The 24,045-nt window shown below is 61.2% G+C and carries 24 protein-coding genes and 1 pseudogene; 12 read left to right on the forward strand and 13 right to left on the reverse strand.

Annotated elements, in window-relative coordinates:
- Positions 1 to 22 precede the first annotated feature (22 nt).
- Complete coding sequence (locus NKI59_RS23790) at positions 23 to 208, forward strand: hypothetical protein (protein WP_352531068.1); 186 nt, start codon at positions 23 to 25, stop codon at positions 206 to 208.
- 70 nt (positions 209 to 278) lie between these two features.
- Complete coding sequence (locus tag NKI59_RS23795) at positions 279 to 494, forward strand: antitoxin Xre/MbcA/ParS toxin-binding domain-containing protein (protein ID WP_352569773.1); 216 nt, start codon at positions 279 to 281, stop codon at positions 492 to 494.
- A 35-nt stretch (positions 495 to 529) separates the two neighbouring features.
- Here the strand turns inward: NKI59_RS23795 and NKI59_RS23800 are convergent, their stop codons facing one another.
- Both NKI59_RS23800 and NKI59_RS23805 read right to left on the reverse strand, forming a co-directional pair.
- Positions 530 to 1,333 (reverse strand): MipA/OmpV family protein, encoded by an 804-nt coding sequence (locus NKI59_RS23800; RefSeq protein ID WP_352707260.1) that lies wholly within the window; start codon positions 1,331 to 1,333, stop codon positions 530 to 532.
- A gap of 198 nt (positions 1,334 to 1,531) precedes the next feature.
- A pseudogene (locus NKI59_RS23805) lies at positions 1,532 to 2,379 on the reverse strand (alpha/beta hydrolase).
- Here NKI59_RS23805 and NKI59_RS23810 point away from each other — a divergent pair.
- Both NKI59_RS23810 and NKI59_RS23815 read left to right on the forward strand, forming a co-directional pair.
- On the forward strand, positions 2,291 to 3,235 hold the full coding sequence (locus NKI59_RS23810; RefSeq protein WP_352707262.1) for a DUF2165 family protein: 945 nt from the start codon (positions 2,291 to 2,293) through the stop codon (positions 3,233 to 3,235). The pseudogene NKI59_RS23805 and the gene NKI59_RS23810 sit on opposite strands and share 89 nt — an antisense overlap.
- Before the next feature lie 340 nt (positions 3,236 to 3,575).
- Positions 3,576 to 4,130, forward strand: coding sequence for an HdeD family acid-resistance protein (locus NKI59_RS23815; protein WP_352663204.1), 555 nt, complete (start codon positions 3,576 to 3,578; stop codon positions 4,128 to 4,130).
- Between the two features lie 78 nt (positions 4,131 to 4,208).
- On the opposite strand, the gene NKI59_RS23820 is transcribed toward NKI59_RS23815, so the two are convergent.
- Both NKI59_RS23820 and NKI59_RS23825 read right to left on the reverse strand, forming a co-directional pair.
- Entirely contained in the window at positions 4,209 to 5,192 is a 984-nt protein-coding gene (locus NKI59_RS23820) for a bifunctional riboflavin kinase/FAD synthetase (protein ID WP_352465388.1), read from the reverse strand.
- 9 nt (positions 5,193 to 5,201) lie between these two features.
- A complete protein-coding gene (locus NKI59_RS23825; RefSeq protein WP_352707265.1) occupies positions 5,202 to 6,062 on the reverse strand; it encodes a TIGR01459 family HAD-type hydrolase in 861 nt (286 codons plus the stop codon).
- Positions 6,063 to 6,394: 332 nt separating this feature from the next.
- Here NKI59_RS23825 and NKI59_RS23830 point away from each other — a divergent pair, with 332 nt between their 5' ends.
- Both NKI59_RS23830 and NKI59_RS23835 read left to right on the forward strand, forming a co-directional pair.
- Complete coding sequence (locus tag NKI59_RS23830) at positions 6,395 to 8,350, forward strand: pilus assembly protein TadG-related protein (protein ID WP_352707268.1); 1,956 nt, start codon at positions 6,395 to 6,397, stop codon at positions 8,348 to 8,350.
- A 119-nt stretch (positions 8,351 to 8,469) separates the two neighbouring features.
- Entirely contained in the window at positions 8,470 to 9,102 is a 633-nt protein-coding gene (locus NKI59_RS23835; protein ID WP_023674336.1) for a LysE family translocator, read from the forward strand.
- A 6-nt stretch (positions 9,103 to 9,108) separates the two neighbouring features.
- On the opposite strand, the gene NKI59_RS23840 is transcribed toward NKI59_RS23835, so the two are convergent.
- Positions 9,109 to 9,933: a DUF2189 domain-containing protein gene (locus NKI59_RS23840; protein WP_352453716.1), complete on the reverse strand. Its 825-nt coding sequence runs from the start codon at positions 9,931 to 9,933 to the stop codon at positions 9,109 to 9,111.
- A 143-nt stretch (positions 9,934 to 10,076) separates the two neighbouring features.
- A complete protein-coding gene (locus tag NKI59_RS23845; protein ID WP_352707270.1) occupies positions 10,077 to 10,781 on the reverse strand; it encodes a glutathione S-transferase family protein in 705 nt (234 codons plus the stop codon).
- Between the two features lie 108 nt (positions 10,782 to 10,889).
- Here NKI59_RS23845 and NKI59_RS23850 point away from each other — a divergent pair, with 108 nt between their 5' ends.
- Positions 10,890 to 11,255 (forward strand): winged helix-turn-helix transcriptional regulator, encoded by a 366-nt coding sequence (locus tag NKI59_RS23850; protein WP_023674333.1) that lies wholly within the window; start codon positions 10,890 to 10,892, stop codon positions 11,253 to 11,255.
- Between the two features lie 276 nt (positions 11,256 to 11,531).
- Here NKI59_RS23850 and NKI59_RS23855 read toward each other — a convergent pair whose 3' ends face one another.
- Positions 11,532 to 11,981: an SgcJ/EcaC family oxidoreductase gene (locus tag NKI59_RS23855; protein WP_352680705.1), complete on the reverse strand. Its 450-nt coding sequence runs from the start codon at positions 11,979 to 11,981 to the stop codon at positions 11,532 to 11,534.
- Positions 11,982 to 12,043: 62 nt separating this feature from the next.
- On the opposite strand from NKI59_RS23855, the gene NKI59_RS23860 reads away from it, so the two are divergent.
- Complete coding sequence (locus NKI59_RS23860) at positions 12,044 to 12,499, forward strand: MarR family winged helix-turn-helix transcriptional regulator (protein WP_352707274.1); 456 nt, start codon at positions 12,044 to 12,046, stop codon at positions 12,497 to 12,499.
- A 234-nt stretch (positions 12,500 to 12,733) separates the two neighbouring features.
- Positions 12,734 to 13,249, forward strand: coding sequence for a CAP domain-containing protein (locus NKI59_RS23865; RefSeq protein ID WP_352707276.1), 516 nt, complete (start codon positions 12,734 to 12,736; stop codon positions 13,247 to 13,249).
- 43 nt (positions 13,250 to 13,292) lie between these two features.
- Here the strand turns inward: NKI59_RS23865 and NKI59_RS23870 are convergent, their stop codons facing one another.
- From NKI59_RS23870 to NKI59_RS23890, 5 genes are all read right to left on the reverse strand, one after another.
- On the reverse strand, positions 13,293 to 15,980 hold the full coding sequence (locus NKI59_RS23870) for an EAL domain-containing protein (protein ID WP_352707278.1): 2,688 nt from the start codon (positions 15,978 to 15,980) through the stop codon (positions 13,293 to 13,295).
- 173 nt (positions 15,981 to 16,153) lie between these two features.
- The gene (locus NKI59_RS23875; protein WP_352474508.1) at positions 16,154 to 17,689 is read right to left on the reverse strand and encodes a DHA2 family efflux MFS transporter permease subunit; all 1,536 of its coding nucleotides are present in this window, start codon (positions 17,687 to 17,689) and stop codon (positions 16,154 to 16,156) included.
- Between the two features lie 304 nt (positions 17,690 to 17,993).
- Positions 17,994 to 19,172 carry an HlyD family secretion protein gene (locus NKI59_RS23880; RefSeq protein WP_352517859.1) on the reverse strand — a complete coding sequence of 393 codons (1,179 nt, stop codon included), beginning with the start codon at positions 19,170 to 19,172 and terminating at the stop codon, positions 17,994 to 17,996.
- Entirely contained in the window at positions 19,169 to 19,648 is a 480-nt protein-coding gene (locus tag NKI59_RS23885; RefSeq protein WP_352517870.1) for a MarR family winged helix-turn-helix transcriptional regulator, read from the reverse strand. Before NKI59_RS23885 ends, NKI59_RS23880 begins: the two co-directional genes overlap by 4 nt.
- 156 nt (positions 19,649 to 19,804) lie before the next feature.
- Positions 19,805 to 20,713 carry a LysR substrate-binding domain-containing protein gene (locus NKI59_RS23890; RefSeq protein WP_352517858.1) on the reverse strand — a complete coding sequence of 303 codons (909 nt, stop codon included), beginning with the start codon at positions 20,711 to 20,713 and terminating at the stop codon, positions 19,805 to 19,807.
- Positions 20,714 to 20,826: 113 nt separating this feature from the next.
- On the opposite strand from NKI59_RS23890, the gene NKI59_RS23895 reads away from it, so the two are divergent.
- Positions 20,827 to 22,242 carry an FAD-binding oxidoreductase gene (locus NKI59_RS23895; RefSeq protein ID WP_352707280.1) on the forward strand — a complete coding sequence of 472 codons (1,416 nt, stop codon included), beginning with the start codon at positions 20,827 to 20,829 and terminating at the stop codon, positions 22,240 to 22,242.
- Between the two features lie 40 nt (positions 22,243 to 22,282).
- Here the strand turns inward: NKI59_RS23895 and NKI59_RS23900 are convergent, their stop codons facing one another.
- Positions 22,283 to 23,218, reverse strand: a complete 936-nt coding sequence (locus NKI59_RS23900; RefSeq protein ID WP_352707282.1) for a bifunctional helix-turn-helix transcriptional regulator/GNAT family N-acetyltransferase — start codon at positions 23,216 to 23,218, stop codon at positions 22,283 to 22,285.
- Between the two features lie 218 nt (positions 23,219 to 23,436).
- Here NKI59_RS23900 and groES point away from each other — a divergent pair, with 218 nt between their 5' ends.
- Both groES and NKI59_RS23910 read left to right on the forward strand, forming a co-directional pair.
- Positions 23,437 to 23,733, forward strand: coding sequence for a co-chaperone GroES (gene groES / locus NKI59_RS23905; RefSeq protein ID WP_006203049.1), 297 nt, complete (start codon positions 23,437 to 23,439; stop codon positions 23,731 to 23,733).
- A 62-nt stretch (positions 23,734 to 23,795) separates the two neighbouring features.
- The coding region (locus tag NKI59_RS23910) for a TCP-1/cpn60 chaperonin family protein (protein WP_352707285.1) at positions 23,796 to 24,045 on the forward strand (250 nt) is incomplete at its 3' end.

Here is a 24,045-nt window from a genome sequence, read left to right on the forward strand (position 1 = left end):
CCGGCGGCAAAGAGCCCGGGCGTTGAACTATCATGATCTGGAAAAAGCGCGAGAGGCCGCGCGCAAAATTCCCGGCGGCTCCGGCGGCGGTCAGGCCGCCCGGAACACCGGGCCTGTAATTCGTATCGCAATCGCGAATGCGCTGATAAAGTGCGTCATGACCGGGCTTTTAAACGAGGCCGGCCCTATTGAAAAGCCCGAACTCTGATGCTTCCTCCTAGGAGCATGTACCAACTGCGGTTTACATTTCACAGTTAGCGCGCCGGAAGGAACGAAATGTGACTCTGACGATTACCGAGTCCGAACGCGCCCTGCGACTTCGTATTTCAACGATGGCGGATCGTGTTTTCGGCAACCATGAAAGGGCGCAGCGCTGGCTGCGCAAGCGAAGTCGGGTGCTCAACGAGGCGCCCATCAATCTCCTACAATCCGAAACAAGTGCGATGCTTGTGGAAGAGGAACTCAACCGCATCGCCTACGGCATAGTCGCCTGAGCCATGCGGCTGCGCGCAGTATATAACCTGCGACATCACATCGAGAAATCGAAGCGATAGGTCGTCGACATGCCGATCATGAACTGATCCCTGGAGCCGCGCTCCTTGACCAGGCTGGAATCGGCGGCCGGGCCCATCAGGCGGGAATATTCGCCGAACAGACTGGCCGTCATCGGCTCGGTCACCTTCCAGGTCACCGCGCCGCCCAGGCCCGCCGACTTCACCCCGCCATCGGGATGATATTCGCTGAGCCCCGAGGCCAGGGACTCCTCGGCATCAACGCCGTAATTGGCGTCGAAATAGTCCGATGAGGCGAACGAAACGCGCGGTCCGGCCGAAATCCTGACGTCGGGCGTCACATCGTAAAAGGCGTCGGCGGCGATGTCGGCGACAAAACCGTTATGGGCGCGAATGCCGTGCCGCAATTCGGCGCGGGCACGCAGCCAATCCAAAGGATAGAATTCGAAGAAGCCGCCAGCCTCGCCGCCCCAGCGCACCGGGTCGAGACCCTTCAATTCGTCGGCGTCACCACCGTCGCGGGAAAACAGGAACTTGCCTGTCAGGCCGGCGCGGACGCCGCCATCGTCGATCAATGCCAATGAAATATTGTCGTTGCGCGAGGTGAAGCGCGCCGCGGGACCAGCCTTGTCGAGCGAGATGATCGGCGAGGCACTGAGCAGGTACTTCTTGCCGCCCTCGAAATTCGGGGCAACCATGCCGGTGGCGCCGACCGTCAGGTACCAGTCTCCGGACAGCCAGCCGAAGGTGCCCTCGCCGGCCTTGGCAACGCCGCAGGTGCCGAGCATGAATGCGGCCAAGATCGTCGGGACAGACCGCATCGTTACTCCATACGTCGAACGCATTGGCCGATACAACCAGCCTTGACTGAAGCCATGGCGCCAGTTCGGTAAAATTTGACTTAATATCCGCAACATTGGCCGCGTTGGCCGGCCTGTTCCGCGTTGCAGTCGATTGCTTGGCGCACCAAGATTCCAGATCAAGTGCTTGGAATACGATAGCAGTTGCCTCGGCAGGGGTTACAAACATTCGCGGACAAACATGCCTGCGCTGTGAAGAGCGCGGCGACCGGCGCTCAACCCCGCATTCCAAACCGGCCAAGCGTGAATCATATGCGGCCAAATTTCGAGACCTACTTTAACGTCAGCCGCGCCAGCGGCTTCGGCGAGCCGAGTTGCGTCCGACAACAGCGTCTCGGCCGAACCGGCTTGTATCAGCATTGGGGGAAATCCGCTCAGATCGGCGAACAAAGGCGAGATCAGCGGATCGCGCCGACCAACGCCATTGGGAACATAGGCCGTTGCCAGTTCCTCCAAATACGCCCGGTGGATGATAGGGTCGATTGCGTCCTTGGTTGATAATGTCGCGCCGGACATCGAAAGGTCCGTCCAGGGCGAAACCAGCCAAAGACATCGCGGCAACGGCTCGCCTGCCGTGCGCAATATACTGACCAGGCACAGAGTGAGGTTGCCGCCCGCACTGTCTCCGCCAACCACGATGCGATCCGACGCGATGCCTTGCCGGCTCAGAAAGCGCCATGCGGTGAGTGCGTCTTCATGTTGCGCAGGGAAAGGATGTTCCGGTGCGCGGCGATAGTCGATCGCAAGGGTGCGCATTCCCATTGCCCGACCTGCCTCGGTAACCATTCGACGATGACTTTTAAGGGAGCCGGAGCAGTAGCCACCACCGTGGAAAAGAGCAGAACCTTATCCCTGTCACTCCCAGGCGCCAGAGACCACTCTCCCTCAAGGCCATCGAAAACCACGCGCTCGCATCGGATGTCCTCCGCGACCGGCCAGACCGAACCGACTTCGTCGAGCCGCGCCCGGCGTTCGTCCCAGCGGACCGTTCGTGGTTTTGACGTCAACAGCCTGCGGACGGCGTTGATCTCTGTCAGATCGAGGTGTTCGTCCACATCGCCCATTTGCTCCCCCAGTCTTGCCAAGCGCCGAGAAAGGCGAACAGCCAAACGTCATCGACAAGATAACGATTGCCCGCTTGCAAATACAGCGACGAACCAGCGCCACGATCATCTTGCGATCAGCCCGATCAGCATCAGCGAGAAATCGCCCGACGTCCGTGCCATATTTGGCGGTGCGCTGCCGTGTCAGCCAATTTTCGATTTGCTCGACGGTGCAAGGTTCAAAAGAGGGGGAATTCCGATGCCGGACAATTCGTATGCCGGAACCACTGCCGAGCGGCTTGTCAATCCGCGCAGCGTAGGACGATTGGGGCTGATCGTGATGGCGCTGTTCCCCACCCTGTGGGGTTTTCTCGGTCTGTTGAACGATGCAACCGACTTCAAAGACACTCTGGTGAATGCCGTGAAGCCGACGATCGAAATGACCAACACCTACGGCAACCCATGGCAGCAATGGCGTGCCATCACCATGCCATGGGCTGCCCCTGTGGCACTCGTCGGCATCATGGCCGTCGAGACCCTGGCGGGGATATTCGGACTGATCGGGGTTGTGCTTATGCTGCGCAAGGTGGTTGGCAGCAGCGCCGATTTCGCTCATGGCAAGGCATGGATGATGTTGGGCTGCCTGTGCGCAATCCTGGTGTGGGGCATCGGCTTCACGGTGATCGCCGGCGACTATTTCCTGTCATGGGAAGCCAAGACCATGCCGCTCTCGAACCAGCTCGGCGGAATAATCTACTTCTTGCCCAACGCGCTCGGGCTAATCCTCGCGACGCTGCATCGCGAGGGCGGCGATTACTGAGACCTCGACGCAAGGTTGTGACATGCGGATGCTGATGCGACCGGCGTTGCGCGGCGTTTGGAGGTTTGGCTCTGTATCATAGCTCGACGTTGCGGCCGCTTTACGGACAGGAGCTATTCTCCAACTAAACCTCGGCGTGACCACGGTTTGGCCTGAGGGCGCAAGCCCACGTTTCACGGAAATGAACTCGCAGCGGCTGCTCTTGCCAAAAGCAGACGTCTCGCAGGCGTACCGCCCGAGCATGGGTGTGACCCTCACAGCCTGCTCGCTTTACGAGAAGGCCTATCGGCGTTACCTTCAAAGCCGACAAAAAGGCCAAGTAGCCTTGAGGGAGAGGGCGATGACACTGCACGGCGATGCCTTGAAAGATGCGATCAGCCAGACGCGGGCGAAATGGGGATGGTTCGTCGCGCTCGGGGTGCTGCTGCTTGTCTTCGGCGGCATTGCCTTCGGCAATCTGTTCATCGCAACCGTCGCCTCGGTCTTTGTCGTGGGCTGGCTGATGCTGATGGCCGGCATTGTCGAAATCATCCATGCCTTCGGCGTGAAGACATGGGGCCGCTTCTTCTATTGGCTGCTCAGCGGCCTCCTCTACGCCGTCGCCGGCTTCTTCGCCTTCGACAATCCGGTCCTCGCCTCGACGGTGCTGACCTTCCTCCTGGCGGTCGCGCTGCTTGCTTCAGGCGTGCTCAGGGCCTGGGTAGGCTACAGCCACCGGCCGCAGCCGGGCTGGGGCTGGGTGGTCGCGGCCGGCATCATCAGCGCACTGGCGGGACTGGTCATCGCCATGGGCTGGCCGGTCAACAGCGTGTGGGTGCTCGGCCTGTTCCTGGCCGTCGACCTGATCTTCCAGGGCTGGACCTTCATCGCCCTTGGCTTGGCACTGAAGAGATAAATTCTGGTTGAGCATGATCTTAATCGGAAAACCGGTTCCCAGTTTTTGCTTCGCTGACCTTCAGTTCGGGACCATGCTCTAAAAAGCTATGGCCGCGTCCAGCCCGGAAAGCGGCCTGACGCCGGCGAGCAGTGCCTTCGCCTCGGCCTCGTCACGCTTCATCTGGGCGACCAGCGCGTCAAGCCCATCGAACTTCACCTCCGAGCGCAGGTAGCCGAAGAAGGACACGGCACAAATCTCTCCATAGAGGTCGCCGGAAAAGTCGAAGACGAAGGTCTCCAGCAGCGGCGCGCCACTGTCGTCGACCGTCGGCCGGCGGCCGAAGCTGGCGACGCCATCATGAAGCGAACCGTCGGCGCGTCGGAAGCGGACGGCATAAATCCCTTCCTTGAGGGTGGCTTCCGGCGAAAGCCTCATGTTTGCGGTCGGAAAGCCAAGTGTCCGGCCGAGCTGCTGGCCGCCGATCACCTCCGCCTCGACGGTGAAACGGTAGCCGAGCAAGCCGGCGGCCTCGGCCACATTGCCCTCGCACAGCAGCGTGCGTATGCGGCTCGACGACACCACCTCGGCGCTTTCGTCGCGAAACGCATCCACCAGCGTGACGCCGAAGCCGTGGCGCTCGCCGGCAGCCATCAGATAGGCCGGACCGCCCTGGCGGTCCTTGCCGAAATGGAAATCGAAGCCGGTGACGGCGTGGCTTATGCCGAGGTTGCGCTCGAGCACGCCGGTGACGAAAGCCTCCGCCGACAAGGAGGCGAACTCGCGTGTGAACGGCTGCTCGACCAGCGCCGCAAAGCCCAGATGCGACAACAGCCGCGCCTTCATCGGCGGCGGCGTCAGCACGAACAACGGCATGTCCGGCCTAAACACCTTTCGCGGATGCGGTACGAAGGTCAGCACCAGGGCGGGTACGCCGCGACGCTCCGCTTCGGCGCGCGCGCGTTCGAGCACCGCCTGGTGGCCGCGGTGGACGCCGTCGAAATTGCCGATAGCCACCACGCCGCCGCGCAGATGGGCCGGCAGCGGTGCGGTTGCGGAAATGCGTTCGAACATGGCCGTCATGGCTTGAACCTATTGCAGCCTGGGAATCACCGCGACCGGCCTGTAGCCATATTTTTCCAGGAAGGCCGCGAGCCTGGCCGGATCCGGCTGCAGCGTCTCACCGTAATCGCGGGCATGGATGCCGCCCGATACGTAGAGCACGTCGAAGCCATTGTCGGCCGCGCCCTTGATGTCGGTCATCATGCCGTCGCCGATGGCCAGAACTTGCGAACGCTCGACCGGGCGCCCGAGAATGACGGCGATCTCCTTCATGGCGACGTCATAGACCGGCGCGTAGGGTTTGCCGGCGATCAGCGTGCGTCCGCCAAGCTGTGCGTATTCGCGGGCCAAAGCGCCTGCGCACCAGATCATGCGTTCGCCGCGCTCGACGACGATGTCGGGATTGGCGCAAATGAAGGGCAGGTTCCTGGTACGCAGCCTCTGCAGAAGATCGGCATAATCTTCCGGCTTCTCCACCTCGTCATCGAACAGGCCGGTGCAGACCACGCCGGATGCTTCGAACTCCTCGACGAGTTCGACGTCGAGGCCCTCATAGAGCGTGAAATCCCGATCGGCGCCTATATGGAAGATCTTTCGCGGCCCTTCGGCGATCAGGTCGCGGGTAACGTCGCCGGACGTCACGACACGGTCGTAGGCGGCGGGCGGAACGCCGATGGCGTTCATCTGTGCCACCACGTCGGCGCTGCGACGCGGCGAATTGGTGATCAGCACGACAGGTATTTTCGCCGCGCGAGCAGCGATCAGCGCGGCAGCCGCCGCCGGGAAATGCCATTCGCCATTGTGCACCACGCCCCAGACGTCGCACAGGATGGCTGAATAGGCTCCCGACAAGTCTGCGAGCGAACCGATGATGTCGGGCGAATCCGCCATGCCGTTGTCCCTGTACCATGATGCTTGCAAGCGCCGCGACCGACGGTCCGTAGCGGCCGGCACGGATTAACCGAAGCGCTTCGCTCTGTCACCAGCTTTCGTTGTGCCCGCAAGATTGCCGCCCGGGGACGCCGGCGAGGACGTGATGGCGAAAGCCTTCTTTTTCAGAGTCTTATCGGGCTTTGCCGCGGAGCAGCATTGCCGATTGCGGACGTGTGGTTAACGGGCATTGAAAAACCGTGCCGACCTTGAACGTATTTTAGCAATCGGAAATTTAAAAATGCGTGGCATCGTCCGGAAAAAAAACGGGGCGGGCGGGAATGCTGAAGGCAATGATCGGAAATTTCCGACGCGACAGACGTGGCAACTACTCCTTAATGACCGCAATCACCATTGTACCGCTGATGGGCGGGTTGGCGCTCAGCGTCGATTACGGGGAGTTGTTGCGCCAGAAGCACGAAACGCTGAATGCCCTTGACGCGGCCGGCCTCGCCGCCGCCCAGCAGATCGTCGCCGGCGCCAGCGACGACGACGTCAAGGCCTACGCCAAGACATTTTTCGAAACCAATCTCGCACGTGTCGATCCGGCGAACACAGCGCTGACCGTCACACTGCCCAACAACAATGCCGGCGGCGGCACCTTGAAGCTCTGCGCCGGCCTCACCTTCCACCCCTATTTTCTACCAGCCGCCAGCCTGCTGATCGGCGGCACGGCAAGCGACACGACCTTCACCGAATGTTCGGAACTCCGCCTCAAGAACACCCTCGAAGTCGCGCTTGTGCTGGATAATTCCGGCTCGATGAGCGATCTCGGCTCCGGCACCGGCGAGAAGCGAATAGACCTGCTGAAGTCGGCCGCCAAGCAGCTTGTCGATACGCTGGCGCTTCAGGCGCAGCAGATGAAGCAGATCACCAAACCGGTGCAGTTTTCTCTCGTGCCGTTTGCGGCCTCGGTCAATGTCGGCCCTACCCACGACCAGGACGGCTGGATGGATCAGGACGGCATCTCCCCGATCCAGCACGAGGATTTCGACTGGACGACGATGAGTGCCGCCAACAATCCGGACAAATATGCCGAGAAGCTCAACGGCGTCTGGTACAAGCGCGGCACCGGCTGGGGCGAGACCAAGGACCAGCCGCTGACGCGTTTCAGCCTCTACGCCGACATGACGGTCGAATCGGGCCGCGAAGAGGTACCCAATTCGAAGCAATATGTCTGCGACACATATAAGAAGAACGGCACCTGCCAGTACGGCCACTGGAGCGCACCGGAATATATCTACACCACAAGCCGCTATGCGAGCTGGCAAGGTTGCGTCGAAGCACGGCCATATCCCCACAATGTCGACGACACCACGCCCGATACAGCCGCGCCGGCCACGCTTTTCGTGCCGATGTTCGCCCCGGATGAGGCTGGCACTCTGTGGCTCGATTTCAACCGTGACGGCATCAACGACGTCATCAGCACGTCCTACAATTACGGTAACAACTGGTGGGCCGATTGGCCCTATGTCGCCGGTCCTACGGCTTCCCAGCGCCAGTCTGACATGCGCAAATATTTCCTGGTAAAACCATACGGTTCGCAATCCGCAGCCGCGGGCGATGGGCCGAATTCCTCCTGCACCACCAACCCGATCACGCCGTTGAAGGACGTCAGCCAGGACGCAGAGAAGCAGGAAATCAAGGACGCCATCGACGCCATGGCGCCGAACGGCAACACCAACGTGCCGGAGGGCCTTGCCTGGGGCTGGCGAACTGTATGGAGCAACCCACCGTTCACCGATGGTCGGCCGAACAGCGAGAGGGGCAACGACAAGGTGGTCGTGGTGCTGACCGACGGAGCCAATACTTATAGTGCCGTCAGCGACGGCAGCTACGCCAACAACAGGTCGACCTACGCCGCCTACGGCTACACTGGGCTGACCTATCCGGGATCTGGAAGCGTAACCCGCCTGTTCATGAATACCAGCACCGATATCGGCAAGACCACCTATACCGGTGCCAACTACACGGCAGCACTCGACGAGCAGATGAAAACGCTCTGCGCCAATGCAAAGAATTCGAACATTCTGGTGATGACGGTGGCGCTCGACCTGTCGCCCACAGATGCCAGCGACAAGAAGGCAATCGATGCGCTGAAGGCGTGTTCGTCGGATTCGCGCTTCCGCAAGGATTCGGCCGACCCGAGCAAGCCGGCCAAGCTGTTCTGGAATGCGACGGGCGCGACTCTGTCGGACAATTTCAAGGAAATCGCCAACGAATTGTCGAACCTGCGCATCGTCGGCTGAAGGCGATGGGATTGGCGACTAAGGCAGGGGCCCCGGCGCACTGGCGCAAAGGCTCCTGCCCTCATGCCCTTGCGGGTGATGGAAGCATGTGGTGAGTGTCCTCATCCGGAGATGCGCTCTTGCCTGAACCCGCCAACCACCTTGCCTTTGCGCTGGTCTGCCTCGGCATGGTGCTGACGCCCGGCCCGAACATGATCTATCTGATCTCGCGCTCGCTGTCGCAAGGGCCGAAGGCCGGGCTGATCTCGCTGGGCGGCGTGGCGCTCGGTTTTTTGTTCTACGTGCTGTCGGCGGCGTTCGGCATCACCGCGCTGCTGCTCGCCGTGCCCTTTGCCTATGATGTGCTGCGCCTTGCCGGCGCGCTCTATTTGCTGTGGCTCGCCTGGCAAGCGGTGAAGCCCGGCGGGCGCTCGCCCTTCCAGATCCGCGAACTGCCGAAAGACAGACCGCGCAAGCTGTTCGCCATGGGCCTGATGACCAACCTGCTCAACCCAAAGGTGGCAGTGCTCTATCTGTCGCTGCTGCCGCAATTCATCAGCCCCGGCAAGGGCCACGTGCTGTCGCAGCTTCTGGTGCTCGGTGCCACGCAGGTCGCGATCAGCCTGACCGTCAACGCCATCATCGCGGTGACGGCCGGCTCGATCGCCATCTTCCTCGCCGGGCGGCCGCTATGGCTGGTGATCCAGCGCTGGATGATGGGCACGGTGCTGACCGCGCTGGCCGTCAAGATGGCAACCGACGCGCAACGCTGATCGGTCCTACATCGGCCGCCTGACCTGCTGTGCCCGCTCCGGTTCGACCACCCTGCGGTAGAGATGCCAGGTCGCGTGGCCAAGGATGGGCATGACGACGGCAAGCCCGGCAAATAGCGGGATCGAGCCGATGACCAGGAGCACGGCGACCATCAGGCCCCACAGCGCCATCTGCAGCGGGTTTGTCATAACTGCGCGCGCCGACGTCTCGACTGCCGAGACCGCGCCGACATCGCGGTCGAGCAGCAGCGGAAAGGCGACGACAGTCGTCGCCAGCACGATCGCGGCGAAGGCGAACCCGGCCAGGTTGCCGAGCAGGATCAGCGTCCAGCCCTTGCTGGTCGTCAGCACTTCGCGAATAAAGCCGACGATAGAGGCCGGAGGCTGATTGCCGTACAGGCTGGTGTAGATCGATTGCGCGGTGAACAGCCAGAGCAGGAACAGTACCACCAGCATGATACCGATGACTGCAATCGCGGGCAGCGCCGGCGAGTGGCGCACGTCGAGCGCATGCCACCAGGATGTATCCATGCCGAACTCGCGCCGGCGGCTGATTTCGTAAAGGCCGATAGCGGCGAACGGACCGACCAAAGCGAAGCCGGACATCAGCGGATAGATGAGTTGGATGGCGTTCGAGCCCGAGGTCCACTGCGTCAGGATCAGGCCGACCACCGGATAGATCAGGCACAGGAACACATAATGCGACGGCTTGGCCCAGAAATCCTCTACGCCGAGACGGAGCGCATCGATCAGATCCTCGGTGCTGATGCGGCGCACCGTGGGCTGTACATGCATTCCACGTGCGTCCGCCATGACATGAAAGCCGGCCATAACCTTTCTCCCGTGTGTCGGGGCGGTCACCGCCAGGATGGCCGCCCGCAGCTGCCACTTCAAGAACGCCCGTATGATAGCGGATCGCGGCGTGCTTGTCGCCACCGCCCGGCGCCGGGGCGCCGGGCGGCTGAACGAACGGATTAGGCCGCGAAGCGATCGATCACCTCGGCCAGCGGCACGTGACCGAGGCAAGCGCCTGACCCGGCGGGCTTTTCGCCAGCCTCGACAGCAAGCGCGTATCGCACGGCCGGATCGGCTTCGATGCGGCGACGTAGCGCCGCCACCCTGGGATAAGCGGCGCCGTCGACCGCCTGGTGGAACTCCGCCCAGCGCGCCACGCCGATCAGCGTGGTATCGGCAAGCGTCAGCCGGTCGCCGACCAGGAAATCCGTGTCGAGGATCATCGCCTCGAGCTGGTCATGGCGGTTGGTAACGACCTTGCGGCCAAAGTCACGCAAGGTCGCCAGCAGCACCGGTTCGGCCGGCTCCATTTCATAAGCAGCCCAGAGCGGGGTGAAGGCGGCGGTGAAACCGGTGTTCACGAAAGCCATTAGCTGGTGCATCCGGTCGGCCTCCGGCGAGCGAGGCTCGAAGCTGATACGGCGTTGCGTATCGCGGGCTTCGAGCCAGGCGGCAATCGCCATGGTCTCGGTGAGCACCCTGCCTTCGTCGGTGATCAACACCGGCGTTTCCTGACGGCCGTTGATGCTGGCATAGGCATCGTTCTTCATCTCAGCGAGCATGTCGACACGACACAGGCGGTAGCGTTGTTCGAGGCGTTCAAAAGCAGCGACAAGCCCCATCGAACTTCCCAGCGGGAAGCCGTAAAGGAGAATAGGTTCCATTTCTTTGTCTCTTCCATGATTTAGGGATCACGCTGCGCAGCGAAACTTGACCCTAAACGCTGGTCGCCCCATGTAAATTACGCACTATTCTGTAACCAGGTCCCCGCCATGAAAGATGTCGTCTCACGCTGCCCGATCGAGGAGACCATGCGTGTGCTCAGCGGTCGCTGGCCCACCTTGCTGCTCTATTATCTCAAGGACGGTACCAAGCGCTTCAGCGACCTAAGGCGTGACAATCCGACAGTGTCGCACCGCATCCTGGCGCTCGAACTACGCAAGCTGGAGGAAGCCGGGATTGTGCGGCGAACAGCGCATGCCGGCTATCCGCTACACGTGGATTACGACCTGACGGAGCCCGGTCTCAAGCTTGTGCCGCTCATCGACGCCCTGGGCGATTGGTGGGAAGATACCGAGGACGATCGGGCCAGCCGGGCTACATCGACGCCGGAAACCAAACTCGTGGCGGCGGAATAGCCGCCCGGCGATCACCGCGCCGCAAAGAACTGCCGGCGAGAGCCCAGCGCGCTCCAAGCCGTTCATACATTAGATTCCGCAAGACCAAGGCGACCGGCTATGGGGCGCGCCATTGTGCCAGCCAAACCGGGACAAGGCACCGCCATCCGGCACCAACTCCTGTAGCATAGCTCGCCAATCCCGATCACCTGACCCGCCGTTCGATCTCGTTGCCCGATCAGATCGGCTTGACCATGCTGGCTGGCTGTCGCTTTTGATTCTGTGTGAATGAAGAGCCTACTTATGCTCTTGAAGTTTCTCCTGAGACTTTGCCATTTGATCGTCCCCAAGTTCCATATTGTGCATCGTTGCAATCAACCATTCATCATGATCCCGCGTCGCCACTACGCTGATTAATCCGCGCCGACGCGGCCATTCGTTTCCCATCGGATCGAGCGCGCCAGTCATGGACCACCGCAGGTCGAGCGTGGCAACATCAGGGCGAACAAGCCTGTTCCGCACGCTTTCGGCGGATAGGTGGCTGTGCTTGAACATCTTCTCAAAAATTGGGGCATGGAACTGCTCGATCTTGTCACGTCCAGTCGCCTGCATGCCGAAGACGTTTGTAAATTCGGCATCTGCCGCGAATACGGCGGCAAAGGCGCGAGCATCGTGACGATTCCAAGCTTCGATCAGCCTGTGCGCGACACTTTCCACCCCTTCAGTTCGGACGTTGCCGGTAGCCATGCTGACCTCCTGCCATATAGTTCGGTTGCCATACTATATGGGCACCATATAAGTTTGGAAAGATGGATAATCAGCCATACACGCAGTCTCTGCTTCTCTATGCTTATCAATCGTCGGCGAGCGCTTTGGTCCAGGTTCTCCGGGAGAGCGGCCATTCGGCAATCAAGCCCAAACACGGCGCTGTATTCGCCAACATCGACGCGGAGGGAACCCGACCCAGCGTCCTCGCAGAGCGTGCGGGCATCGGCAAAGCATCGATGGGTGAGTTGATCGATGAACTGGAGCGCCTCGGTTATGTTCGGCGCTCGCATGATCCGAACGACCGACGGGCCAAATTAATCGTTGCAACTAACGCGGCGCTTGCAGTGATCCGGACCGTCCACGATTTCAATCAGCGTCTCGAAGACCAATACCGGAGGCTGCTTGGTGCTCAGGCGTACGAATCGCTCCGGTCGTCACTGCAAGCGATATCCCCCAGAGAAAATTTGCAACCGAGGATACCTCGCCAGCGCTCGTGAAGCCGCAAAGATGGGGCAAAAGAAACTCTCTGTCCGTGAATGCCTGACTGGGTATCGAGCCCCTGGGCGTATCGAGCCCGAACAGCCGCCTGGGCGAATGCCGCCATCCGAGCAAGCCTGTTTCGATTGAGCAGTGAAATCAATCTGACACAGTGCCATCACGTCGAAACCATCATCACGCATTTTCACCGCCCTGCCCGGCAAAAGCCATGATCGCGGTTATGTCAGGCGGGCATGACCGTTACGAAAATCGAAAATTATGAGGCCCAACCTAGCCTAAGCAGGCGCGTGCTGCTCAGAGCTGCCGGCCTTGGCGCCCTTGCCGGGCTCGTCGCCTGCGCCACCGTGCTGCCCAACGGCGAAGGCGCCGGTGTCTCTGCCTCCGCCGCTGGCACGCTGGCCGGCATCCGCGCTTCGGCGGGTCTCAGGCCGCTTGTCCCCGATGCGCCGCTCGAGCAGGCGGCGCTGCAGCAGGCCGGCTATATGGCGCGCGGCGGCCGAATGAACCACACCACCGGCTGGGGCAAGGACTTTGCCTCGCGCGTCAAAGACAATGGCATTGCCGGCGCTGCCGCCGAAAACATCGCCGAAGGCCGCTTCGACCAGCAGAAGCTGTTTGATATCTGGGTGCATTCGCCAGGCCACCGCCGCAACATGCTCGACCCGCGCTTCACCCGCTTCGGCCTCGCTTATGTGCGCGACGGCCGCGACAGCACGCTTCGCTATTGGTGCCTTGTGCTCGGCAGATAACTTCCGCCATTTGGTCGGCAGAAGCCTGCTGGCGACCGATCCGTCAGTCTTTGCGGCCGCCGCCGAGCAATTCCTCGACGTCCTGCGCACAAATCGGCCTGCTGAAATGATAGCCCTGCATTTCGTCGCAATTGTTTCTGCGCAGGAAAGCCACCTGATCATCTGTCTCAACGCCCTCGGCGATGACCCTCAGGTTGAGATTTTGCCCCAATGAAATCACCGCGCTGGCCACAGCCTGATCGTTCTCGTCGGCGGCGAGATCCTTGATGAAGGACTTGTCGATCTTCAGCCGCGCCACGGGAAAGGTCTTGAGTGCGCTGAGGCTGGAATAGCCGGTGCCGAAATCATCGATCGAGATCTGGACACCCAGGCTTTGCAGGGCGTTCATGGTGGCGACCGCCAGCTCGATATCCTGCATGATAAGGCTCTCGGTCAACTCCAGCTCGAGATACCTGGCCTCCAGGCCGCTGTCCTTCAGCGCGCTGACGATGCGATCGATCAGGTTGCGCTCCCTGAATTGCCGCGCCGACACATTCACGCAAACGGTCAAGGGCGGCAGTCCTGCGTCTTGCCAGGCTTTGTTCTGCCGGCACGCCTCATGCAGGACCCAGTCGCCGATCGGTACGATCAGACCTGTCTCCTCGGCGGTCGGGATGAACATCGTCGGCATTACCGTGCCAAGCGTTGGGTGGTTCCAGCGTATCAGCGCCTCGACCGCAAAAACCCGACCTGACCGAAGGTCCACCTGCGGTTGGTAGAGCAGCGTGAATTCCGAACGCGCCAAGGCGTTTCGCAACTCTTCCTGAAGCACGAATTTTTCATGCGCCCTGGTGTTGAACTCGGGAGCGTAAAACTGGAAATTATCGCGGCCGAACTCCTTGGCGCGATACATGGCCGCATCGGCATTTGCCAGCAGCGTATCGGGATCCATTCCATCCTTGGGATAGTTGGCAATGCCGATACTGGCCGTCGCCCGCACAAGATGCGCTCCGAGCTGAACCGGCTCGGCGAGTGCAGCCCTGAGCTTTTGCAAGGTCTCGGAAACGAGATCGACGTTCGCCGGCTGGTCGAAAAGCACGACGACGAATTCGTCGCCGCCAAGTCGCACGACGGTATCGGTCGCCCGGACGCAGTCGACCATGCGACTTGCGACGATCTTCAGGAGCTCGTCGCCGGCATTGTGGCCGAGCGTGTCGTTGACGAATTTGAAATTGTCCAGATCGATGAACACCACTGTCACCCAGCGATCGTATCGCTGGGCGTACAAGAGCGCCTGTGAAAGCCGGTCCTCCAACAAGGCGCGATTGGGAAGCCCGGTCAGCACGTCATGATTGGCCATGAAGTGGATCCGGTCTTCGGCCTGTTTGCGTTCGATGGCGATCCCGGCGATGCGCGTGGTGAAATCGATGAGGCGAGTCTCGGCCTCGATCGGTTCGCGCACCGTCATAGAATACATCGCAAAAACGCCGAGCACGGCGCCCTGATGCGACAGGATCGGCGTCGACCAGCATGAACGCAAACCGTGTGGCCGCGCGAGTTCGCGATAGTCCTGCCAAAGCGGATCCTGCATGATGTCAGCGACAATCACCGGCTCGCGCCGATAGACTGCGGTACCGCAAGACCCTGCCCTTGGGCCTACCGCGGCGCCGTCGACGGCGTCGGTGTAGTCTCTCGCCAGGCTCGGCGCGGCGGCGTGGCGCAAGTGGCTGCCATCCTTGTCGAGCAGCAAGACCGAACCGAATATCCCCGCCAGTTGGGACTCGACCAGACGCATGAGCCGCTCGAGCACGTCTTCGAGGGGAGCGCTCTTTGCGATCATCTCGAGGATATGCGCCTGCCCGTCGCGAAGGATTTCGGCCTGCTTGCGCGCAGTGATGTCGCGGGCAATGCCGACGAGGCCGAAAATGTTGTTCTGAACGTTGCGCAACGGCAGTTTCGTAGACAGGAACCATTTGCCGGTGCCTGACGCATCGACGACGAACTCCTCCTCGTCGATCATCGGTTGTCCGTCGCGCATCAGTTGCTGCTCGATGAGGCGAAATTTCTGCGCAAGATCCGGCGCGTGAAGGTCGAAGTCGCTCAGACCGATCATGTCGCTCGTGCTGTCTCGACCGCTGTCGGACGCAATGGCTCGGTTGGCGACGACGAAGCGGCTTTCGGTGTCCTTCACCCACATGTAGTCAGGCACCAGGTCGATCAGCGTCTGCAAGGAGATACGCTCGTCGACGACCAAGCGGTTGGCGCTGAGCTCGCTGATGTCCTCATGCGTGGCCACCCAGCCGCCGTCAGGCATCGGCTGATGGCAGACCTGAATTGTCCGGCCATCGGCGAGCTCGGCTGTCCAGTTCCCCGAAGCCGTGCCCGAATTGACTGCCCGGGCCAACGCCAGATAAGCGTCCGCATTCATTGCCGAGGTTCCGACAGCGACGCGCCGCTCGACGATTTCGCGCAGCGCCGCACCCGGCTGCAATTGCTCCGGTGCAAGGCGATAGATTTCCGCATAGCGTCGATTGCACAGGATCAGCCGTTCATCGGCATCAAAGAAACAGATGCCTTGCGAGATGTTCTCTATCGCGGTCTGGAACCGCAGTGCCTGGTCCTGAAGTGCCGCAATCGTGGCGCGAAGCTCGCGCTCGAGGGCCTCATATGAGGCAGTCGCCAGTTGTGCCAGCGTCGTCAAATTTGCGGATTCGGGCGCGTCGGCGGTTTGCCTGGATGACTTCGTGGCCAAACACAATTCCTCCCGCTGATGCTTGAGGCAAGCAAAGGAGGTTCGCCTTCAACCCAAAAGCGACTGCATATTGGTCCGGATATACTAATGGCAGGTGAACCTGGCTCAACGCCGACGCTACCGGCACAGGCAACGGAAGCCGTGAGCCGGTCGCGGTGCCGGAGCCGTGAGACTTAGTCCATATGCGCGGCAGGCGCGCCACCGGCGGGCGGCGCAGCCTTTGGCTTGCGCAGCAGGAAAACAAACGGGACAGCAAGCAGTGTCATCATCATCAGCAGCTTGAAGTCATTGACGTAGGAGATCATCATCGCCTGGACATTGACCATGCGATCCATCAGCGACAGCGCCGTCGGATCGCCGCCCGCCGCTGCCGGCGATGCCGCCCAGAGGTTGGGATTGAACGGATTGATATAGGCCGAGAGCTCGGCGTGGTTGATCTGCGTGTTGCGTACCAGCAGAACCGTCACCACCGATACGCCGATCGACGAGCCAAGATTGCGCACCAGGCTGAACAGCGCCGTTGCATCGGTGCGGAAGCGTGCGTCGAGCGTGGCGAAAGCCACGGTGGACAGCGGCACGAACACCATTCCCATTCCAAGGCCCTGGATGACGCCGGAGCTGAGGATAAGCCAGTTGTCCATCTGCGGCGAAAAGCTCGACATCGTGTAGAGCGATTGCGCGGTCAGCAGGAAGCCGATGACGACGAGGATCCTGGCATCGATCCTGTGCATGATCCGCCCGACGAACAGCATCGCGATCATCGTGCCGACACCGCGCGGGCCCAAGACGATGCCTATGGTGAGGGTCGGATAACCGAAGATGGTCGACAGCATTGGCGGCAGCAGCGACATGCTCGCCAGGATGAGCACGCCCATGACAAAGATGAACGCAAGCCCGGTGACGAAATTGCGATCGAGGAAGATCTTCGGGTCGATAAAGGGGTGCTCCGCCGTCAACGTGTGGATGGTGAATACCCAGAAACCGGTGATGGAAAGACCAAGCTCGATCCATATCTCGATCGAGGAAAACCAGTCGACCTCGCCGCCGCGATCGAGCATCAGCTGCAGCGCGCCGACACCGAGCGAGAGCATGGTGAAGCCGAAGAAATCGAAGCTGCGCACGCGACGGGCGACGCTGGGAAGATATGCGGCCATGCCAAGGAAGGCGATGATGCCGACCGGCAGGTTGATGAAGAACACCCAGCGCCAGTTGAAATTCTCGGTCAGCCAGCCACCCAGCGTCGGGCCAAGGATTGGTCCCAGCATGATGCCGGCGCCCCAGATGGCCATGGCCTGGCCGTGGCGTTCCCTAGGGTTGATGTCGAGCAGGAAGGTCTGCGACAGCGGCACGATGGCCGCGCCGAACACGCCTTGCATGAGCCGGAACAAAACGATGGTCTCAAGGCTCCAGGCGATGCCGCACAGCATTGAAAAGACGGTGAAACCGACCACGGCCGTCAGGAACAGCTCCTTGCGGCCGAAGCGGTCGGCAAGCCAGCCGGTCACCGGCGTCATGATCGCCGCGGCAACGATGTAGGAGGTCAGCACCCAGTTGATGTTGTCGGGGGAGGCGCCGAGATCGCCGGTCATGGTCGGCAGCGCAACGTTGGCGATCGTCGTGTCGAGCGCCTGCATGATCGTCGCAAGCATGAGCGCAACTGTGATCAGGCCGCGGTGCGGTACTTCGCGAAAGGGTTCTGGGCTGCTCATGACCTAAAACTTCCAGCAGGTAACAAAAACGTGTACATTAGGTTTCCGGACGGCGAGGCCCTCGCTGTAGAGAGACCCTCATCGCGGTGGGACGCGAGCATCGATGTGGGGGTTACATCGACTGAGCGTCTCGACAAGCGGGCGCCTGCCGCCCGGAAACCTGAGGACCGAAGATCCTGCGCGGCGTTGTCTGCTCAGGCAGGCTACAGCGCAGCCCGTCCACGCATTCAACTTTTCCTGCGCCTCCCTCGGACCAATCCTGCATCCATCTCGCTGTTTGCTATGCGGCCGCTACCAGGCCTCTTTACCTGGCCTCGCCTGCCGTGGCGCGGCCGAAAATGCTCGGCAGCCCGCGGGAAACGCCGGTGTCCACCGTGACCGTCGCGCTCATGCCGGTGCGCAGCGCCGTCTTGGCGTCGGCATCGGCCAATTCCAGGCGGACCGGAATGCGCTGCGTGACCTTGACCCAGTTGCCGGTGGCGTTCTGCGCGGGCAGCAGCGAGAACTCGGCCCCGGTGCCGGCGCCGATCGCCTTGACGGTGGCTTCGAACGTCTTGCCCGGATAGGTATCGACCACGATTTCGGCCTTCTGGCCCGGCTTCATGTTGGTGAGCTGGGTTTCCTTGAAATTGGCGTCGACCCAGGTGTCGCCGGTCTCGACCAGCGAAAACAGCGGCGTGCCCGAACCGACATACTGGCCGACCTTGAACGAAGCGGCCTGGCTGATGATGCCGTCGGCAGGTGCCTTGACCGTGGTCTGGACCAGATCGTAGGCCGCCTTGTCGCGTGCGGCGAGCGCCGCCATTACCGTTGGATGCTTGTCGGTCTCGATGTCGGGATTGCCGCCAAGTGCCGCCTTGGCGCTGGCGATCCCTTGCTGGGCCACGGCCAGCTGCTGCTTCGCCTTGTCGAGGTCGTTCTTGGCTTCGTCCAGAGACGACTTGGCGTTGATGCCCTTGCGGGCAAGGTCGGCGGCGCGGTCATATTGCGACTGCGCGTACTGGACCTGGCTTTCGTCGGACTTCTCCTGCGCCAGCGCCTGGCTGTAGGCCGCACGCAGCTGCTCGACATTGAGCCGGGCGCCAGCCACCGCCGCGTCGGCCTGGGCCAATGCGATCCGGTAGGGCTCGGGATCGATAGCGAACAACACGTCGCCCTGCTTGACAGACTGGTTGTCGAAAATGTCGACCTGAACGATGCGGCCCGCCGTATCGGCGGCTATCGACACCTTGGCCTGCTGCAGATTGGCGTTCTCGGTCTCCTGATAGCGGCCGCCGGTCACCCAGACATAGCTGCCGCCGGCGATCAACGCAGCGGGCAGCACAAACATCAAAAGGAAGCGGCCGGCACGGCGCTTCTTCTTCGGCGCCACCGGCGCCGGAGCTATCTGCGGAGCGACCGTTACCGGAGCTGCCGCCGGCTTCGCGGGAGCTTCCATCTCCAGCTTGGCCGCATTCTCATCTAGTTTGGCTACCGCGTTCATGCTGCTGCGCCTTCCGTATTCTTCACTTTTTCCGAGGGCGGCGTCTCACCATCTGCAAGATTCTGCACCATTGTCTCCAGCGCCCTGACCAGGACGTGGCGATCTTCCGGCGAAACGCCAACGAGCGATTCCTCATAAACCTCGCCGGCAAGGCTCTTGACGTGGGTGTAGGCCGCGTTGGCCTTGGCGGTCGGGAAAATCATGCGCACTCGCCTGTCGGTTGCGTCGGGACGGCGCTCGATCCAGCCGCCCTCCTCCATGCGATCGACAAGACGCGAGACGCTGATCGGCTCGATTTCGAGAAGCTCGGCAAGCCGCGCCTGCGCGACACCCGCCTCCTTGGCGACACGTACCAGAAGCCGCCATTGCGCCGAAGAAAGGCCGAAACCACTGGCGCGCGCCTCGAAGCGCTTGCGCATCAGGCGCTGCACGTCGTGGATCAAAAAGCCCAATCTGTCGATGCCGTCGGAAACCATGAGCGACATATATAATAAGCGTGCTCATAATTCAAGGAGCCGGATTGTGCCAGAAGCCGGCAAGTGTGCATGGCAGTCGGTGCAGGGCGATCGTGGTTAGCAATTTATTACGCCGGGCGCTTGTGACGAGCATGCAGAAGATCGGCGTTCAGATGCTCAGACTATCGATCTCATCCAGGCGGAAAACGCTTCGATATGCGCTTGTCGGGGGTGATTGGCTACGCAGGCAAGGTAAAAGCCATAGCCTGGCAGACAGAGATCATGTGCCTTGACTAGCCTGCCAGCCTCGAGTTCGCCACTGACGACCACATCGCTGCAGATAGCGATACCTTGGCCTGCCGCTACCGCGTCAATCGCGTGCAGCTCTTCGCGGAAGCTTAGGTCCCATGCCTGGTTGGCATTGGGGATGCTGGGATCGATCGAGCGTGCGATCGCCAGCCATCGTTGCCAAGTCGGCGCTTCCGGGTCGCGGTTCGTCCAATTGAAATGGATGAGCGGGTATTGCAGCAGATCGGCGGCGCGCTCGATCTGTCGGTCGCCTCCTGCGAACAACTCCGGGCTGCATACCGGAAAGAATGCGTCCCGAAAAATTTCCTGCGCGGGAACATCCCGCGGCATCCTGCGCGCATAGCGGATCGCGACGTCGGCGTCACCGGCTCGCAGGTCCAGAACGGCGTCTGTCCCGATGATCTCCAGTGGAATGTTCGGATGCTGTTCGCGCCACTTCGACAGGCGCGGAACCAGCCATCGGCTGGCAAATGCATTTGGGCTCGTCACGCGCAACGGGCGTTGGCCAACTCCGGCCGAGGCCGATGCTATTGCCGCAGCGAAAGCGTCGAAGCCGCTGCAAATTACCGGGAATAGCCGTTCGCCCACGCCTGTGAGCACGAGCGGTCGTGGGCGCCGCCGGAACAGCAGTTGCCCACAGACCTCCTCCAGCAATCGAATCTGGTGGCTGATGGCCGTTGGCGTCACTCCGAGTTCCGTCGCGGCCTTCCTGAAGCTCATCAGCCTGGCAGCGGCTTCGAAGGCGCGAAGCGACCCGAGCGGCGGAAGTTTTCTCATCCAGGCAGTTTAGATGAATTTAGCTCATCCAGCGACTGAGATATTCGATTTTGCAGCGAATGGCGCCGCATGAGATCATTGTGATCCGGTGAACGACAGCGGCCTGTCCAACCGTGCTGGATCACGAAGGGTATCCCTCGATGAGCATGTTCAAGCTTATAGACGGTTCCGAGCCGACGTTGCAGGCGCCAGATATCGCCCGGCTCAGGCAGGCGATTAGCGGCGATCTGATCCTTCCGGACGACCCTGGCTATGACCAGGCGCGCAGAGTTTGGAATGGCATGGTCGATAAGAGGCCGGCGGCTGTCTTCTATTGCGTCGAATCCAGCGATGTCGTCACGGCCGTCAACTTCGCCCGATCGCAAGGCTTCCTCGTCGCCGTCCGCGGCGGTGGTCATAACGTCGCCGGCAGTTCGGTATGCGACGGCGGCTTGGTGATCGATGTGTCACGCATGAAGCGGATCGAAGTCGACCCGATCCGCCGTGTTGCGCGCGCAGAAGCCGGCCTGAACCTGGGCGAGTTCGACGCAGCCACACAGGTCCATGGTCTTGCGACGACCATGGGTGTCAACGCGGATACCGGCATAGCCGGACTGACACTCGGCGGCGGGTTCGGCAAGCTTGGCCGCAAACATGGACTGAGCTGCGACAACCTTGTTGCTGTCGAAATCGTGACAGCGGACGGCCGCTTGCTCACGGCAAACGCGGCCGAAAATGCAGATTTGTTCTGGGGCATTCGGGGCGGCGGCGGCAATTTCGGAATAGTCACCACCTTCGAATACAAGCTCCATCCCGTGGGTCCGCTCCTCATCGCGGGATCGATGCTATACCGCTACGAAGAGGCACGCGAAGCGATGCGGTTCTATCGTGCGTTCTCGAGCGGCGCCCCGGATGAGCTGAGCCTGGATGCAGCACTTGTGACGGCGCCCTCGGGCGAACGCTTCTTCAGCATATCGGCGTGCTACATCGGCCCACTCGACGAAGGCCAGCAAATCATTCAACCTCTGAGAGAGTATGGCACGCCAGTTGAGCGCCGGATTGCTCCTGTCCCCTATCTTCAAATCCAATCGGCCGGGGACAGCCTCTTTCCGCGCGGGCGGCGCTACTACTGGAAGGCGCAGTTCATGCGCGAAATCACAGATCAGGCGATCGATACCATGCTTGCGGCTTACATGACTGCACCCAGCGAATCGCTTCTGGTCCTGCAGCAGGTTGGCGGCGCCATCTCGCGAGTACCGATGGACGGAACGCCCTACGCCAACAGAGATGCACTTTACGATTGCTTCCCGATATCGATCTGGGACAATCCGTCTGACGACGAAACGCACATCCGATGGGCGCGCGACCTGTGGGATGCAATGAGACCGTTCTCGACCGGCGGCGTCTATGCGAATAATCTCGGCGAAGAGGGCACTGATCGGGTTCTGGCGGCTTACGGCGAGAATTATCCGAGGTTGGCCGCACTAAAGAACAAGTATGATCCCACCAATTTCTTTCGCTTGAACCAAAACATCAAGCCTGCGACCTGAGCGACCGCCCCAGGCCGATGCTCGAAATTCTGCGGCGCTGCTACAGCTCCAAATTCCAGTTCTGGCCGACCAGATCCTTGCCGAAGGAATGGTGGCGCTCCTCGTTGGCCAATTTAAAACCCGCAGCCTCATAGATGTGGCGGGCGGCGGCGAGCACGTCGTTGGTCCACAGCGTCAGTGTCGTGTAACCCGTGGCGCGGCAAAAGCCGATACATTCCTCGACCAGCCGCTTGCCGATACCGAGGCCGCGCGCCGACGGCTCGACATAGAGCAGGCGCAATTTCGCCACCGCGTCCGACTGGCGCACGACGAAGACCGAGCCGACGACCTCCCCTTCCCGCTCGGCGATCCAGCTGCGTTGCCATTTCGGATCGAAGGATTTGACGAAGACACCGAGGATTTCGGCGACCAGCGCTTCATAGGTTTCGTCCCAGCCATATTCCTGCGCGTAGAGCAGGCCCTGCCGATGGATGATCCAGCCGATGTCGCCGACTTGCAGGGACCGCAGCATATAGGGAATTTTGGGTTCGGCGCTTCCGCCCAGCAGAAGCTGCACCGTCTGCATGGCCTTGACCAGCCTGTCCTGTTCGGCAACCGAAAGCCGTTCGAGCAAAGCCGCGACCTGGTCGTGCGAACCCTGGTTCAGCGGCGCGAAGGCCTGCCGCCCGGCCTTGGTCAGCGCGATCGACGAGCGCCGCGCATCCGCTTCCATCGTGGCGCGCTCGACCAGATCACGCTCCTCGAACTTCTTCAGCAGCCGGCTGAGATAACCGGCATCGAGGCCGAGATCGCGTGCAAGGTCGGTGGCGGTCAGGCCATCGCGATGGGCCAGCTCATAGAGCACCCGCGCCTCGGTCAGCGAGAAGGTGCTTTTCAGCAGCCCTTCGTCGAGCAGCCCGATCTGGCGGGTGTAGAAGCGGTTGAAGGCCCGCACCGCGTCGATCAGCTCCTTGCCTGGGTGATCATGAATGGTCATGGCATCCTCCTCCCGGCAAGATCAGCGATTTAGTTGACTTAGTCAAGTATCCGTTTGAAGCAATTGTTCCTGATGATGCTCACCGGGCGCCTTGACTCGCGCGAGTTGCCAGCCTATTTCAGCGCCACGTTAGCACTCCCCCAAGATGAGTGCTAACCACATGTCCGGCGCCGCCGGACGGAGGAACTGTTCTCACCATTCTCATCGAGGAATAAAAAATGGCAAAGTCGAAGTTCCGCCCGCTTCATGACCGCGTGGTCGTTCGTCGGGTCGAATCCGAATCCAAGACCGCGGGCGGGATCATCATCCCCGATACGGCTAAGGAAAAGCCGCAGGAAGGCGAGATCATCGCCGTCGGTTCCGGCGCCCGCGACGAAGCCGGCAAGCTCGTCCCGCTGGACGTCAAGGCCGGCGACCGCATCCTGTTCGGCAAGTGGTCGGGCACCGAAGTCAAGCTCAATGGCGAAGACCTTCTGATCATGAAGGAATCCGACATTATGGGCATCATCGGCTGAATATCGGCCTCACCCTCGTTTAAATCTTCGGGCTCAATCCAAGCCCCTGCCAGGAGCTAAAAATGGCTGCCAAAGACGTAAAATTCTCCCGCGACGCTCGTGAGCGCATGCTGCGCGGCGTCAACATCCTCGCCGACGCGGTGAAGGTCACGCTCGGCCCCAAGGGCCGCAACGTCGTCATCGACAAGTCGTTCGGCGCACCGCGCATTACCAAGGACGGCGTCACCGTCGCCAAGGAAATCGAGCTTGAAGACAAGTTCGAGAACATGGGCGCGCAGATGGTCCGCGAAGTTGCTTCGAAGACCAACGACA

It is taken from the genome of Mesorhizobium sp. M0598, from assembly GCF_040320865.1.
GTDB lineage: Bacteria > Pseudomonadota > Alphaproteobacteria > Rhizobiales > Rhizobiaceae > Mesorhizobium.

What these genes read in the sequence shown, in the direction of transcription:
- NKI59_RS23850 (WP_023674333.1), top strand. Translation starts at nt 10,890, where the DNA reads ATGAAAGATGTCGTCTCACGCTGCCCGATCGAGGAGACCATGCGTGTG.
- NKI59_RS23875 (WP_352474508.1), bottom strand. Translation starts at nt 17,689, where the DNA reads ATGAGCAGCCCAGAACCCTTTCGCGAAGTACCGCACCGCGGCCTGATC.
- groES (WP_006203049.1), top strand. Translation starts at nt 23,437, where the DNA reads ATGGCAAAGTCGAAGTTCCGCCCGCTTCATGACCGCGTGGTCGTTCGT.
- NKI59_RS23890 (WP_352517858.1), bottom strand. Translation starts at nt 20,713, where the DNA reads ATGAGAAAACTTCCGCCGCTCGGGTCGCTTCGCGCCTTCGAAGCCGCT.
- NKI59_RS23820 (WP_352465388.1), bottom strand. Translation starts at nt 5,192, where the DNA reads ATGACGGCCATGTTCGAACGCATTTCCGCAACCGCACCGCTGCCGGCC.
- NKI59_RS23855 (WP_352680705.1), bottom strand. Translation starts at nt 11,981, where the DNA reads ATGGCTACCGGCAACGTCCGAACTGAAGGGGTGGAAAGTGTCGCGCAC.
- NKI59_RS23810 (WP_352707262.1), top strand. Translation starts at nt 2,291, where the DNA reads ATGTCCTCCGCGACCGGCCAGACCGAACCGACTTCGTCGAGCCGCGCC.
- NKI59_RS23885 (WP_352517870.1), bottom strand. Translation starts at nt 19,648, where the DNA reads ATGGTTTCCGACGGCATCGACAGATTGGGCTTTTTGATCCACGACGTG.
- NKI59_RS23845 (WP_352707270.1), bottom strand. Translation starts at nt 10,781, where the DNA reads ATGGAACCTATTCTCCTTTACGGCTTCCCGCTGGGAAGTTCGATGGGG.
- NKI59_RS23865 (WP_352707276.1), top strand. Translation starts at nt 12,734, where the DNA reads ATGACCGTTACGAAAATCGAAAATTATGAGGCCCAACCTAGCCTAAGC.
- NKI59_RS23900 (WP_352707282.1), bottom strand. Translation starts at nt 23,218, where the DNA reads ATGACCATTCATGATCACCCAGGCAAGGAGCTGATCGACGCGGTGCGG.
- NKI59_RS23815 (WP_352663204.1), top strand. Translation starts at nt 3,576, where the DNA reads ATGACACTGCACGGCGATGCCTTGAAAGATGCGATCAGCCAGACGCGG.
- NKI59_RS23800 (WP_352707260.1), bottom strand. Translation starts at nt 1,333, where the DNA reads ATGCGGTCTGTCCCGACGATCTTGGCCGCATTCATGCTCGGCACCTGC.
- NKI59_RS23840 (WP_352453716.1), bottom strand. Translation starts at nt 9,933, where the DNA reads ATGGCCGGCTTTCATGTCATGGCGGACGCACGTGGAATGCATGTACAG.
- NKI59_RS23860 (WP_352707274.1), top strand. Translation starts at nt 12,044, where the DNA reads ATGGATAATCAGCCATACACGCAGTCTCTGCTTCTCTATGCTTATCAA.
- NKI59_RS23825 (WP_352707265.1), bottom strand. Translation starts at nt 6,062, where the DNA reads ATGGCGGATTCGCCCGACATCATCGGTTCGCTCGCAGACTTGTCGGGA.
- NKI59_RS23880 (WP_352517859.1), bottom strand. Translation starts at nt 19,172, where the DNA reads ATGAACGCGGTAGCCAAACTAGATGAGAATGCGGCCAAGCTGGAGATG.
- NKI59_RS23830 (WP_352707268.1), top strand. Translation starts at nt 6,395, where the DNA reads ATGATCGGAAATTTCCGACGCGACAGACGTGGCAACTACTCCTTAATG.